The sequence below is a fragment of the Methylobacterium sp. V23 genome (assembly GCF_002917135.1).
Classification (GTDB): Bacteria; Pseudomonadota; Alphaproteobacteria; order Rhizobiales; family Beijerinckiaceae; genus Methylobacterium.
Genome location: NZ_PDHT01000001.1, coordinates 59,576 through 73,803, shown reverse-complemented (window position 1 = coordinate 73,803; position 14,228 = coordinate 59,576). Strand labels below are relative to the sequence as shown.

6 protein-coding genes are annotated in these 14,228 nt (G+C 73.2%); 2 read left to right on the top strand and 4 right to left on the bottom strand.

Annotated features, from left to right (window positions below; genetic code table 11):
- Positions 1–54 precede the first annotated feature (54 nt).
- Positions 55–1,599 carry a sodium:proton antiporter gene (locus CRT23_RS00315; RefSeq protein WP_055946874.1) on the top strand — a complete coding sequence of 515 codons (1,545 nt, stop codon included), beginning with the start codon at positions 55–57 and terminating at the stop codon, positions 1,597–1,599.
- Between the two features lie 37 nt (positions 1,600–1,636).
- Here CRT23_RS00315 and CRT23_RS00310 read toward each other — a convergent pair whose 3' ends face one another.
- The 4 genes from CRT23_RS00310 to CRT23_RS00295 form a co-directional block, all read right to left on the bottom strand.
- Complete coding sequence (locus tag CRT23_RS00310) at positions 1,637–2,788, bottom strand: histidine kinase dimerization/phosphoacceptor domain -containing protein (protein ID WP_055946872.1); 1,152 nt, start codon at positions 2,786–2,788, stop codon at positions 1,637–1,639.
- 132 nt (positions 2,789–2,920) lie between these two features.
- The gene (locus tag CRT23_RS00305) at positions 2,921–4,771 is read right to left on the bottom strand and encodes a KUP/HAK/KT family potassium transporter (protein ID WP_103708519.1); all 1,851 of its coding nucleotides are present in this window, start codon (positions 4,769–4,771) and stop codon (positions 2,921–2,923) included.
- 163 nt (positions 4,772–4,934) lie between these two features.
- Positions 4,935–7,169, bottom strand: coding sequence for a penicillin-binding protein 1C (gene pbpC, locus CRT23_RS00300; RefSeq protein ID WP_245435881.1), 2,235 nt, complete (start codon positions 7,167–7,169; stop codon positions 4,935–4,937).
- A gap of 1 nt (position 7,170) precedes the next feature.
- Positions 7,171–12,546 (bottom strand): alpha-2-macroglobulin, encoded by a 5,376-nt coding sequence (locus tag CRT23_RS00295; protein WP_103708172.1) that lies wholly within the window; start codon positions 12,544–12,546, stop codon positions 7,171–7,173.
- A gap of 62 nt (positions 12,547–12,608) precedes the next feature.
- On the opposite strand from CRT23_RS00295, the gene CRT23_RS00290 reads away from it, so the two are divergent.
- Positions 12,609–14,225 (top strand): serine protease, encoded by a 1,617-nt coding sequence (locus CRT23_RS00290; protein ID WP_245435880.1) that lies wholly within the window; start codon positions 12,609–12,611, stop codon positions 14,223–14,225.
- Positions 14,226–14,228: the final 3 nt, after the last annotated feature.

Below are 14,228 nucleotides of genomic sequence, written 5' to 3'. Positions count from 1 at the left end.
GGTTTCGTGCCGGGGCGATTGATCCCGGCGCCGTGATGGTGCGTTCCCCTCGACATGATGATCTTCCAATGGACGGTCGGCGTCCTTCTCGGCGCCGTGCTCCTGGCCGGGCTCGCCCGCCGGGTGGGGGCCCCCTATCCGGTCTTCCTGGCGCTGGGTGGGATCGGCCTCGCCTTCATCCCGGCCGTGCCGAACCTCGTGCTCGACCCGGAGCTGGCGCTGGCCCTGTTCCTGGCGCCCGTCCTCCTCGATGCCGGCTACGACACCTCGGTGCGGGACCTGCGGACCCACTGGCGCCCGATCGCCGGCCTCGCCTTCGGGGCGGTGGTGGCGACCACGGCCGCCGTGGCCGTGGTGGTGAAGTGGCTCGTGCCGGACATGCCCTGGGCCGCCTGTATCGTCCTCGGCGCGGTGGTGGCGCCCCCCGACGCCGTGGCGGCCCTCTCGGTGCTGCGCCACGTCTCCCTGCCGCACCGCCTCACCACGATCCTGCGCGGCGAGAGCCTCCTCAACGATGCGGGCTCCCTGCTGATCTACCGCCTCGGGGTCACGGCGGCGGTGTCCGGCACTTTCTCGGCCGCCGAGATCGGGCCGACCTTCGTCGTCGGCATCCTCGGCAGCCTCGTCGCCGGGCCGGTCCTCGCCCTCCTCTACAGCGCCGCGACGCGCCCGGTGGCCGACGCGCCGAGCGTCATCGTGCTGCAGTTCGTGGCCGCCTTCGGCATCTGGATCGGGGCGGAGCACGTCCACCTGTCCGGGGTGCTCACCGTGGTCACCTTCGCCATCACGGTGGCGCGGATCGCCCCGGGCCATACCCCGCCGCGGACCCGCATCGTCTCCTACGCGGTCTGGGATACGGCGGTGTTCGTGCTCAACGTGCTCGCCTTCGTGCTGATCGGCCTGCAGATCGGTCCGATCTTGGAGCGCCTGACCCGGGAGCAGCAGATCTCCTACGCGCTGGTCGGCGCGGCGGTGTTCCTCACCGTGGTGGTGGTGCGCTTCCTCTGGGTCCTGCCCACGGCCCACCTCGCCCGCCTGGGAGCCGACGGGACCGAGACCCGCGACCGCGGCCTCTCGGCCGGAATCGCGGTATCCTGGGCGGGCATGCGGGGAATCGTCACTATCGCGACGGCCCTGGCCCTGCCCGATGGCGATCCGGGCTTTCCCTATCGCGACCTCATCGTGCTCACCGCCTTCTGCGTCATCATCGGCACGCTGACGGTGCAGGGCCTGACCCTGCGCCTGCTGCTCGGCCGGCTCGGCTTGGAGGACAACGACCCCGTCGGGCGCGAGGTCGGGCACGGCCGGACCGAAGCCTACCGGGCCGCCCTGAAGACCCTGGAGGATGCCGAGGATGCCCCCTCCGAGGCCCTGCGCGAGGAGTTCCGCATCGCTCTGGAGCAGGCCGAGGCCCGCGACACCGGCTTCGCCTCCGAGACGCTGCCCGCCGATGCCGCCCGCCGGCGCGCCATCGAGGCGGCCCGCGACCGGGTGCTGGCCCTGCGCCGCTCGGGCGATATCGGCGACGACGCCTACTACGTGCTGGAGGAGGAGTTCGACTGGGCCGAGATGAACGCGACGCCGCGGGCCGAGACCTGAGGCGCGGACGGGAAAGCCCCTTCTCGGGCGCACCGCCTCACGCCACGGGTCCCACCCGCAGGGAGAAGTGCGCACCCTGCACATCCGGGGCGACCGCGAGGGCGCCCCCGAGCTGGCGGGCGAGACTGTTGATGATGCGCATGCCGAGGCTGGCACTGCGCGCCGCCGTGGGATCGAACCCGTCCGGCAGCCCGGCACCGTCATCCTCCACCGCGAGGATCAGGCCGCCCGCATCGTCGGGACGGGCCTCGACCCGGATCTCGCCCTCACCGTCCGCGTAGGCGTACTTGATCGCGTTGGTGACGAGCTCGTTGACGAAGAGGCCGAGGGGGATCGCGAGGTCGGCGGGGATGTTCATCCGGGCCGCGCGGCAGACGAGGCGGTGGCGCGGTGCGCTCTCCTGCAGCTTGGCGCAGAGAGCCTCGAGGAAGCCCGCGACGTCGATCGCTTCGAGGCTCGGCTGGCGCCAGAGCTGGTCGTGCACCTGGGCCACCGCCTCGACCCGGGTGCGGGCATCGGCGAGGGCGCTCTTCACGTCGTCGTTGTCGGAGCCCCGGGCCTGCAGACCCAGGAAGCCCGCCACCACCGCGAGGCTGTTCTTGACCCGGTGGCTCATCTCCCGGGACAGGAGCTCCTGGCGCTCCAGGGCTGCCTTCAGCCGTGCTTCGGCCCGCTGGCGCTCGATGGCGCCGCCGACGAGGTTGGCGAACCCCTGCATGAAGGCGATGTCGGCCTCCTCGAACTGGCCCTCGCGGGTGTCGTCCACCTCCAGCACGCCGTAATTGCCGTCCCGGTTGGCGATGAGCACGTTGATCGCCCGGCGGATGCCGTGGTCGGCCATCAGCTTCGGGGTGCGGAAGCGCGTCTCGTTCTCGAGGTGGTTCGAGATCACGGGCCGGCCGGTCTTCAGGGCATACCCCGCCGGCGAGGCGAGGTCGGCGCCGATGATGGTGGTGCCCACCGCGTCCTCGGCCCAGCCCACACCGGCGCAGACGAGGAGGCAGTCCTGGTGGGGCTTGTATTCCAGGGCCTTGCAGAACTGCGCCTCCATGCCCTCGGCGCAGAGTTCGGTGGCGCGCTGGAGCAGGGGCAGCAGCTCGGTGGCCCGCAGGGCCTCGACCCCGAAATCGGAGAGGATCGCCTGCTGCCGCAGGCGGATCGCCAGGGCCTTCGGCGCCAGTTCGGTCATCGCTACGCTACACGTCCCGGATTCGGCGCGGCCGGGCCGCCCGCCCGCGTGGCCTCCTTGTGCGACACCCGGAGCGCTGCCCGCAAGGCCATACGGCACGGTCTGCGCGAGAGTTGATGGCCGGCGCCCGGCTCAGATCTCGATCTCGGTGCCGACCTCGACCAGTTGCCGCGTCGGCACGCAGAAATGCGCGCCGGTGCGCTCCGCGTTGCGCAGGAGGAACGCGTAGATCTCCTCCCGCCACGTCGCCATGCCGCGCTGGTCGCTCTTCGGGATGATGGTCTCGTGCCCGATGAAGATCGTGAGATCCTCGAGGCATTCGGCCGGCAGGCGCTTGGCCTCCACGGCGCAGCGCAGGCCGTCGGGCACCGAGGCATCCTCCATGAAGCCGTAGCGCAGGATCACGCGGGTGATGTCGGGCGTGATCACGATGACCTCGGCGCGCTGGTCGCGGGTGACGGTCGGCTCCTCCTCGTAGCGGGCGGTGACGATGAGGATGCGCTTGTGGAGGGCATGGCTGCGCGCGACGAAGCGGGACAGGTGCAGGGGAATGGCGCTGGTGGCCGAGGACAGGAAGGCGGCGTTGCCCGGCAGGACGATCGGCGGATCGCGCCGGAGCTGCTCGAGGAATTCGACCTCTGGCTGGCGCAGGGCGACCCGGGCCGACTCGACGAGCTGGTTGCCCTTGCGCCAGGTGAGCATCAGGAACGCCACGAGGGCTGCCAGCATCAGGGGAAACCAGCCGCCCTCGAACAGCTTCACCGTGTTGGCCCCGAGGAACACGAAGTCGATGAGGAGGAAGAACCCGTTCACCGCCAGCACGGCCACGGGGTTGTAGCCCCATTTCAGCGCCACCAGGGCGGCGAGCAGGGTGGTGATCGCCATCAGGGAGGCGACGGCGATGCCGTAGGCGCCGGCCAGGGCATCCGAGGAGCCGAAGACCAGGACGGCGCTCAGGGTCGCAGCGGCGAGCAGCCAGTTCACCATCGGCACGTAGATCTGTCCGCGCTCGTGCCGGGCGGTGTGGACCACCCGCATCGGCGGCAGGAAGCCGAGCTGGATCGATTGCTGGGTGAGCGAGAACGCACCCGAGATGATCGATTGCGAGGCGATCACGGTGGCGACCGTGGCGAGGCCGATCAGCGGATAATGCGCCCAGTCGGGACTCAGGCGATAGAACGGGTTCTCGATGGCGTCGGGCTCGACCAACAGCAGCGCGCCCTGTCCGAAATAGTGGATCACCAGGGCCGGCAGCACGAGGCCGAACCAGGAGGCGCGGATCGGCCCGGCCCCGAAATGCCCGAGATCGGCATACATCGCCTCGCCGCCGGTGACCGCGAGGAAGGCCGCGCCCAGCATGGCGAAGCTGACGTGCCATCCGGCATGCGTCAGGAATTCGACGGCCTTGAGCGGGTTGAGCGCAGCGAGAATCTGGGGCGCGTGCCAGATGCCGCCGAGACCGAGCAGCGCCAGCACGACGAACCAGACGAACATCACCGGGCCGAAGATGCGGCCGATGAAGGCCACACCCCGGCTCTGGACCAGGAACAGCCCGACCAGGATCACCACCGTGATCGGCACGACGAAGCGGGACAGGGCCGGTGCCTCGACCTTCAGGCCCTCCACGGCGCTGAGCACCGAGATCGCCGGCGTGATCGCGCCGTCGCCGTAGAGGAGGGCGGCGCCCACGAGGCCGACCACGAGGAGAATGCCGGCCCAGGAGCCGGGCTTGGCGTTCCGGGCTCCGAGCAGCGCCAGCATGGCGACGATGCCGCCCTCGCCGCGGTTGTCGGCGCGCAGGATCAGCACGGCGTACTTGATGGAGACGATCAGGATCAGCGACCAGAGGATGAGCGAGACAGCGCCCGTGACGGCGACCGGGGTCGGCGGGGCACCGGCGCTCGCGGCGCGGACCGCCTCCTTGAAGGCGTAGAGGGGCGAGGTGCCGATATCACCGTAGACGATACCGAGGGCGCCCAGCATCACCGCCGGGCGCAGGGCCGGCCGTCCCGAACGGGGTTCCTCGTGGACCACGGGCAGGTTCTCCGACAACGGCAAAGGTTCGCTCTGCCGCTCGCAGGTAGGGGCGGCCGTCCGCCCGACCAGGGGCCCAGCCGCTCTCCGGCTTGAACCCCGGGCGGGGGCGTCACTCGAGGCGTACCATGACGCTGTCGCTGGCGCCCGTGGCATCCATCACGGAGATCCGCGCGAAGCCGGCACCGTCCGGAGCCCAGGCCGATTGCCGGCGCGCGCCCCCCGCCACCGGCAGTCCATCGACCATCCAGGTCAGGGGCGGCACGCCGCCGAGCGCCTTCAGGGCGAGGCTCGGCGCCGGAGCGGGTTCGGGCTCCGACAGGCCCAGATCGATGCGGGCTCCGTCGGGCGGGTAGGCGATCTTGAGCGCGCCTCCCAGTGCCGCCGACAAGGTCTTGGGGATGTCGCGCCGGATATGGCGCAGGGGCGGCGGCAGGCCGGCCGTGGTGGTCACCAGGGCGTCGTGGGGCATCGGCACGGGGTCGGGCTCGCCGCCGAAGCGGGCGAAGGCATCGAACAGGATCGGGGCCGCCACCACCCGACCGACGAGGCCCGGCACCGCATTGCCGTCCGGCCGCCCGACCCAGACCGCGAGGGTGACGCGCCGGTCGAACCCCACCGCGAGGGCATCCCGGTAGCCATAGGAGGTGCCCGTCTTGTAGGCGATCCGGCCCGCCAGAGCGTTCTCGGGCGGCGGCGCTCCCCGAAGGATGTCGGCGACGTACCAGGCGGCGACGGCCTCCGTGATGCGGGCCTCCTGCGGCGGCGCGCCCGTCCCCTCGCCCGATACTCCGCCCGACGCGTCGCCCACACGGCGGGTGAGGTTCGGCACGAGTCCTTGCCGGGCGAGGCCGGCGAACAGACGGGCGAGATCCGTGAGGGTGATCCCGAGACCGCCCAGCGCCACGGGCAGCCCCGGCGCGGTGTCGCGGGGCAGGTCGATGCGGGCGCCGGCGGCCCGCAGGCGCGCGATGAGGCGGGCGGGGCCGACCCCCTCCAGCAGATCCACCGCCGGCACGTTCAGGGAGAGTTGGAGGGCGCGCCGCGCCGTGACGCTGCCCTGGTAGCCCAGGTCGAAATTCTCCGGGGCGTAGGCTCCGGCAAAGCGCACCGGCCGGTCGTCGAGCTGCGTCTCGGGATGGGCGAGGCCGGTCTCGAAGGCCAGCGCGTAGATGAAGGGCTTGAGGGCGGAGCCCGGCGAGCGGATCGCGCCCGTCATGTCGATGGCGCCGGCGCGACTCGCATCGAGGTAGCCGGGGCTGCCGACCTGGGCCAGAACCGCGCCGGTGCGGTTGTCGAGTGCCAGGAGGGCGGCCGAGATTCCGGGGCCCTGGGCGGCCGCGCGCTCGGCGGCCAGGGTTTCGAGGCTCGCCTGCAGGCGGCCGTCGAGGGTGAGGCGGATCGCATGGGCGCCCGGGTCGGCGGCGTGGGCCGCCTCCGCCGCGTGGGCGGCCAGCATCGGGAAGGGTTTCCGCGCCGACGGCACGGGCTCGGTCCGGGCGGCCTCCGCCTCGGCCGCGGTGACGACGCCCTGTGCGGTGGCGATGGCGAGGACCCGGTCGCGGGCGCGCCGGGCCGCCCCGGGGAAGCGGTCGGGCCGCCGGGCTTCCGGTGCCTGCGGCAAGGCTACGAGGAGCGCGCTCTCGGCGAAGGAGAGCCGGGCCGGCTCGCGGCCGAAATACGCGAGGCTGGCGGCCCGCAGACCCTCCACCGGGCCGCCATAGGGAGCGAGCGCCAGGTAGAGGTCGAGCACACCGTCCTTGCCGAGCCGCTGCTCCAGCTGCACCGCCCGCACCATCTGGCGCAGCTTGGCGGCGAGCGAGCGTTCGGCCCGCGGCTCGACGAGGCGGGCCACCTGCATCGACAGGGTCGAGCCGCCCGAGACGATGCGGCCCGCCGCCAGCCACTGCCCCGCGGCCCGAAGGGTCGCCACCGGATCGATGCCGGGATGACGCGCGAAGCGCCGGTCCTCGTAGGCCATGAGCATGGCGCGGAAGCGCGGATCGACCTGGGCCCCGGTCACCGGCAGGCGCCAGCGCCCGTCGGCGGTGGCGAAGGGGCGCAGCAGCCGCCCGTCCCGGTCCAGCACCACCGTCGAGCGGAGCCCGGCCGGAGCGAGGTCGAGGGGTGGCAGGGCGTCGACGAAGCGCCAGAGGGCAACGACCGGGGCGGCGAGGTGGAGCAGGACAAGGCCGGCAAGCCCCCTCCCCCGCCTGCGGCGGCGGGTCCCTGCGGCGCGGGCCGGGGCGGCCTGCGCCGGCTCCGGAGCAGTCGTCCCCTCGCCCGACCCGCGACGCGGGTCGCCCGCTTCCGCCGAGGGGGGCAGCGAAGCGCGTGGACGATCCATCCTACTTCGCGCTCACCGTCATCGAACCGAAGCCGGTGCGACCGAAGCGCTCCGGCCGATACATGTCCTCGATGGTGGCGGCCGGGTGGACGTAGGTGCCGGGGGAGACCGCCCGCACCGTGTAGGCGACCCGGAAGAAAGCCGACTGCTCGGGGCTGCGCTCGTAGGCCGCCACGAAGCGGTCATCGCGGAACTCGGTATGGACGGGGGCCACCTCCGACTTGGCAAAGGCGAGCCCGCTGAGCGCGTCGGCGTCGAGGAGCTTCGGGTTGTCGATCTCCAGGCCGGCGGGCAGGCGGTCAACGAGGAGGAGACGCCCGGCGCTGGCCTTGGCCTCGGTCACCGTGAGCACCACCACGAGGCGATCGTTCTGGCGGACCCCTTGTGCGAGGTCGACCGGGGTGCCGTCGAGGCGGTGGTAGCGCCGCTCGATCGTGTAGCCGCGCGCCTCGGCCGGCTCCGGCGCGATCGGATTGCCGCTGACGCTGACCACGGCCTGCACGGGCTGGCTGCCCGCATTGACCAGGGTGACGGGCCGGGCCTCCAGGGCGCCAGCCCGGTAGCTGCGCGCCACGGCGCCGCTCACGGGCTGGCCGTCGAGGGTGAAGCGGAGGTTGTCGGAGTCCGCGCTCAGGCCCTCCGCGGCGAGCACCATCCAGGCCTCTTCCTGGGTGCTGGTCGGCCGGCCGCCGGCCCGCTCGGCCGCGATGAGGGCGCCCAGTGGCTGGATGCTGTCGCGGGCGAGCCCCGTCTCGGCGGCCAGCGCCAGGAGGCCGGCGCCGTCGCGCAGGCGCGAGCCGTAATCCGGCCGGTAGGCCGGGCTCGCGGCCGTCTCCCGGACGCTGGCCATCGCAGCGTCGAAGGCCTTCGCCGCCCGACCACGGTCGCCGAGGAGCGCCAGGGCGGCGGCGATCTGGCCCCGCGCGAGCGGAGTGGCGAAGGCCGCGAGCTTGGTGTCGGCGAGGTAGCGCAGGTCGCCCATCACGGGCCGGCCGTTACGGGCGAGCACGTAGGCGGCGTAGGCGATGTCCATGCCGCCCTCACCAACCTCGGTGGTGTTGGCGACCGCGTTGCGCAGGCGGTCGAGAGCATTGGCGAAGGCGGTCTGGGGTACGGCGAACCCGCGCTCCCGGGCCCGGGTCAGGAAGTCGGTCACGTAGGCGTTGAGCCAGGTGTCGCTCGCGGAATCCGTGGACCACAGGCCGAAATCGCCCGCCGCGTTCTGGCGCCCGAGCACCCGCTCGATGGCCTGCCGCACGCGCTCGTCGGCCTTGTCGTCGAGACCCAGCTTGTCGAGGGCGGCGAGGCGGTTGACGTAGAGGAGCGGCATCGCCCGGCTCACCGTCTGCTCGGAGCAGCCGTAGGGATAGCGGTCGAGGGATTGGAGCAGCGCCGGGACGTCGATGCCGGCGAGATTCGAGGCGGAGAGCGAGACCGTGCCGGTGCCGGGCAGGATGTCGGCCAGGAGTTCGCCCGAGAGCTTCAGGCTCGCGCCGGGATCCAGCGCCTGCAGGGAGCGGCGGGCGAGCGCCCCCGTGCCGGGACCGATGGTGAGGGCAAAGCTCTGACCGACGCCCTCGGGCAGGCCGGGCCCCCGCAGGGTCAGGTCGATTCGTGACAGGCCCGGCCCGGCGGCGGTGATGGGAATGACGAGGGCGCCCTTGGCCCCGGTCTCCAGCCGCAGGGTCCGGTGCATCGCCTCGGCGCCGACCAGGATGGACCCGGCCAGGTCGAGGTCCACCGTGTAATCGCCCGCCTGTCCCTCGACGTTGTCGAGGGCGACGTGGACGCGCGAGCGGTCGCCGACATTGAGGAAGCGCGGCAGGGTGCCGGTGAGCACGACGGGATCGCGGATGACGACGTCGGCCTGGGCCGCCCCCACCTTCGCGCGGCTCCAGGCGGTCACCATCACCCGGGCCGTGCCGTTGAAGGCCGGCAGGGGAAAGCTGACGCTGGCCCGGCCGTCACGGCCCACCGTGACAGGTCCGGAATAGAGCGCCAGCGGTGCCTGGGTCGGGGGCGAATCGGCGAGTTCGGCCGCGCCGCCGTCGCCGCCGGAGCGGATGGCGCCGAGCGTCCCCTGCATGCCGTCGATCAGGTATCCGTAGAGGTCGCGGATCTCGGGGCCGAGCGCCTTCTGGCCGAAGAAGTAGCCGAAGGGGTTGGGCGCCTCGTAGCGGGTCAGGTTGAGGATGCCGACATCGACGAGGGCCACGCTGACCCGGGCCTCCTCGCCGGATTTGAGGCCGGCGAGCTGGATCGGCAGGGTCAGGGTCTCGCGCGGGCGGGTCTTGGCCGGCGCCTCCAGGGTGACCCCGAGGGTGCGGCTGTCCCGGTCGACCCCGAACCATGCGACGCCGAGCGCCCGGCCCGGCAGGCGCTTGGCCGCCTGGTCCAGGGGCCGGTAGGCGGTGGCCACGAGGTAGGCGCCGGAGCCCCACTCGGCCTTCACGGGAATGTCGACGGTGGCGCCGGCCGCCGGCACGTCGACGGTAAGGAGCGCGTGCAGCTTGTCGCTGACGACGGCCAGCGTCGCCTGTCCCTTGAACTTCGGCTGCAGGCGCGCGTGCAGGGTCTCGCCGGTGGCGTAGGCCGCCTTGTCCAGGCGCAGGTCGAGGAGATCGGGCACGTCCGCGGTCTCGCCACCGCTCCAGCCCACCGTGAAGGTCACGCTCGCCGTAGCGGCCGGGCGGCCCGGCACGCTCGCCTCCAGCCGGTAGGTGCCGTAGCTGACCGTGGCGCTGACGCGGCCCGGCGCGTCGGGCGTCAGGTCGAGGCGGCCGTCGGCGATGCGGCGGGTGCTGGTGACCGGCTCGTAGGACCAGCGCCCACCCTCGCGGTACCATTGATAGGTCTTCTCGACGCGCTGGAGCGTCCAGGCGACGTTCCCCTGCAACAGGCGTCGGCCGTCGGGCGCGGCCATGACCACGTCGAAGCCGGCGACGCTGCCCTCGGTCAGATCGCCGCCGAACCCCTTGCGGATGGCGAGCACCGGCCCCTCGGGCAGGATCGGCAGGGTCAGGCTGCGGCTCAGCGCCCGCCCGCCGGGCTCGCCGACCTGCAGGGTGATCTTCGCCTCGGTGGGGCGCGGGGCGGCGAGCGCCTGCACGGGCACCACGAGCCGGGCCTTGCCGGCCGCATCGGTGATGGCACGGGCGTCGATCTCCGCCGAGGCGGCCTCCACCCGCTCGTCGTCGAGGCCGACGGAGTAGCCCTCGAGCCCCTTGATGCCGCTGCCGGAGGCCTGCTGCACCAGGACGGTGCCGGAGACCTCGAGCCCGGCTCCCGGCGCGCCGTAGAGGTAGCGCGCGGCCACGTCGATGGTGGCGGGCGCGCCCCGGGTCAGGCTGGGCGTCGCACTCTCCAGGGTCACCTCCAGGCGCTCGGGGACGTAGTCCTCCACGAGGAAGCTCGCCTCGCCGATGGCGGGCGCCTTGGGGTCGGTATAGGCCGCCACCCGCCAGGTGCCGTGCTGCGCGCCGGCCAGGAGGGGGAGCGCCAGGGCCCGCCCGCCGAGGCCCACATCGGGCAGCTGGGCGCGCCGGTACTCGACGCCGTCCGGGCGCTTCACCACCAGGGTGAGCGGAATCTCCGGCACCGCGAGGCCGGTGGCGTCGCGCAGGAGCCCGGTGAGGTTCACGGTCTCGCCCGAGCGGTAGACCCCGCGCTCGGGAAACACGTAGGCCTCAACGGCCCCGGGCTGGGGCCTGCCCCTCACGCCGCGATCCGTGAGGTCGAAGGCCGATTGGCCGAGATCGAGAAAGCCGTAATCGTCGCCGATCTGCGCCACCACGAGGCCCGGTGCGGCGCCCCCCTCCCCGCGGGCGAGGCCCGACGCGAAGGCGGCGTGGCCTTGGCCGTCGGTCTTTGCCGTGGCCAGGACCTCGTTGTTGCGCGCCACAAGCCGAATCTCGGCGCCGGGCACGGTCTCGGCCGAGGCCAGGGAGCGGGCGAAGACGTGGACGCCGTCGCGGCCCTTGAAGGCGGTGAGGCCGAGATCCGAGACCACGAACCATTGCGTGGCCTGGGTCTCGAAGCCGCCCTCCTCGTCGGCGGACGCGGCGGAAGCCCCGCTGGCCTGGGCCAGCATGATGTAGATGCCGGGTTCGAGCTTGCCGACCGCCTGAAGGACCGGGAAGGCGGTGACGGCCTCCTGATTCAACTCGGCCTTGGCCGTGTCGAGCACGCCCTTCCAGACGCGCTGGCCTTTCTGGTCGGCGATGGTGCGGGCGGTGGCGCCGGTGAGCTGGGACAGGAAGTCCTCGGCCCGCAGGGACGGCAGGAGGCCGCGGTCGCCGACCCGAAGCACCTCGACGTCGATCTTGGCCGCGTTCACCGAGACCAGGGGCACGCCGGCTTGGCCCGTGCGGGGCAGGACGTAGTTGCGCCCCGTGAAACGGACCTGGGGGGAGCGGTCCCGGACGTAGACCTCGTAATCGGCCGATTTCAGCAGGCCCTCGCCGGCCGCCGAGGGCAGGCCGGAGCGCACCACGAAGGCATAGCGCTCACCGTGCTTGAGGCCATCGACGCAGACCTGCTGGCCGGTGGCGGTGACGGCGGCGTTGGCCGCACCCGAGACCGCGATGTAGGGCGTGAAATCGGTCTTGGCCGCGATGCCTTCGGAGAACTGGAAGCAGATGCGCGGGGCCGCGGCATCCGAATCGACGGTGTAGTTGAGGATGCGGAAGCCGTGCTCGGCCCGCAGGGATTCATAGGTCTCGCGCACTTCCGTGTCGTCGGCCAGGGCGAGGCTGGCACGGTAGGCCTCCAGCGACGGGCGCCACTCCGACTCGGCCGCATAGACTTCGCCGAGGACGGTGAGCGCCGCGGCCTCGGCCGCCGCAGCGCCCGCCCGCAGGTAGCCTTGGTAGGCGGCGGCCCGGGCGTTGCGGCGCAGGCGCAGGCGGTTGGCATAGTCGCCCGTCCGACCGTCGTTGCCGACCGTATTCGCCGCCCGGGCATAGGCGAGCCAGTTGGCCGGCTCGCCGGGCTCGCCCGCCACGGCGAGGCCGAGGGGCTTGAGGGCGTCGGCCGGCTTCTCGGCCTCGATCAGGGCCTCGCCCTCGGCGCGGGCCTTGGCGGCGACCTTCGCGTCGGGCTTCGCCGCGCCGGCCTCGCTCTTCAGCGTGGCCTCGAGGCGCACGCCGTCGCTGGCGAGGTCCTCGCGCACGAAGGTCTTGGGAGCCCCTGTCTTGGCAGCGCCCGCCTTGGAAGCGGAGGGCGTGGACACGACCTTGGCCGCGGCGCGGGGGGCGGGAGCCTGCGCCTGGACGGAGGCGGGGAACGCCAGCAGCCCGGCGAGCGCGAGGGCCTGCAGAATGCCCGAGACGCCGATCGCGGATCGGGGCGAGCGCCCGTGTCCGGTTGATCCCGACATGCTTCCACCCCGTCGTCCGGACGCCGATGCGGCGCGCCCGACGGAACCGTAGCACTTCGCGCATGGCCCGCAACGGCCTGGAATTCGGGCACGGGCTCTGCCACACCGGACAGGTTCTCGCGGAGAGGCGCGACCCGACCATGACGCGACGCGATCGGTCCATCTGGAGCGCAACCGGTTTCATGCTGGGGATGATGGCGGGGGTCGCTTCGGCCCAGGGGCCCGCCGCTCCCCTGCCATCCACTCCCCCGCCCTCCGCACCCGCCCCCGGGCGGACGAAGCCGGCCGCGCCCGATCCGGCCTTCGAGGCGGCGCGGACCGCGTTCGAGGCCTTGCCGGAAGGCGAGCGCAAGGGCCTGCAGGACGCCCTGGTCTGGACCGGCGACTACAACAGCGTGGTCAACGGCACCTTCGGGCGGCGCAGCTTCGAGGCGCTCCAGGCCTATGCGGAGCGCAGCGGCGGGACCGGCCTGCCGGACGCGACCGGACGCGCCGCGCTGCTGAGGGAGGGCGCGGCGGCGCGCGCAGCCGCCCGCTTCGTCGTCAAGCCGGACCCGGCCAGCGGCGTGGTGCTCGGCGTGCCCGAACGCGTGCTGCCGAAGCGCGCGGCGCAGCCGGGCGGCACCCGCTGGCAGAGCGCCGACGGACGAATCACCCTGGAGACGAAGTCCTCTCCCGCCGGCGAGACAGGGCTCGAGGCGGTCTTCGCACGCGTTACGGCGCCGAGCCCCGACCGGCGAGTGACCTACAAGCTCCTGCGGCCCGACTTCCTGGTGGTGACTGCCGAGACCGCGACGGGGAAGTCCTACATTCGCTACGCCGCCGGCGAAGCGGGCCTGCGCGGCCTCACCCTCGGCTACGACAAGGCCCTGGCCGGCGAGGTCGACCGCCTCGCCATCGCCATCGCCAACAGCTTCGTGCCCTTCCCCGATGCAGCTCCGGCCGCCGTCGCGGCGCCGGTGGCAACCGCCGTTCCGGCTCCCGCGCCGCCGCCCCTGCCCGGGACCCGTCCGGCGCCGCTTGCGACCGGCCTCCTCGTGGCGCCAGGGCGCGTGCTGACGAGCGCAGCGGCCCTGGCCGGATGCCGGGTGCCCCTGGTCGCGGGCCAAGCGGCGCGCGTCGGCGCCGGCGCCACGGCCGATCTGATGCTCTTGGAGACGGGGCCCCTCGCGGGCCGGACCGCGATCACACCGCCGGTCCGCGGACGCGGCCTGACCGAGGGCGAGGCCGTGGCGGCCCTCGTCATCGATGGCGAGGGCGGCGTCGCGGTGGCGCCGGGACAGGCAGGCATGGATCAGACGGGCATGGATCAGACGGGCATGGATCAGGCAGGCATGGATCAGGCGGGAACAGGAGGGGCGGTGGGGAGCGCACGGATCACGGCACCGCTCCAGCCCGGTGCGGGGGGCGCTCCGATCCTGGATCGCGCGGGCGCGGTGGTCGGCCTGGTCCCGACGGTCTCGGCACAGCCTCGGCAGGTGGCGGGCGTGGTGCCGCCGGCGCGCTACGGCCTCGTGACCGGGGCCGCGCTGGCGACCTTTCTCGGTGCGGCGGGCATCCGGGCCCCGTCGCCGCGCGAAACCGGCGCGAGCGGGGCCGGCCCCCAAGAGGCCGGCACGCTGGGCGCAGCCGCCGCAGCCCTGGCGGGCGCGGTGGTGGCCGTCACGTGCCAGCCGTGAGCG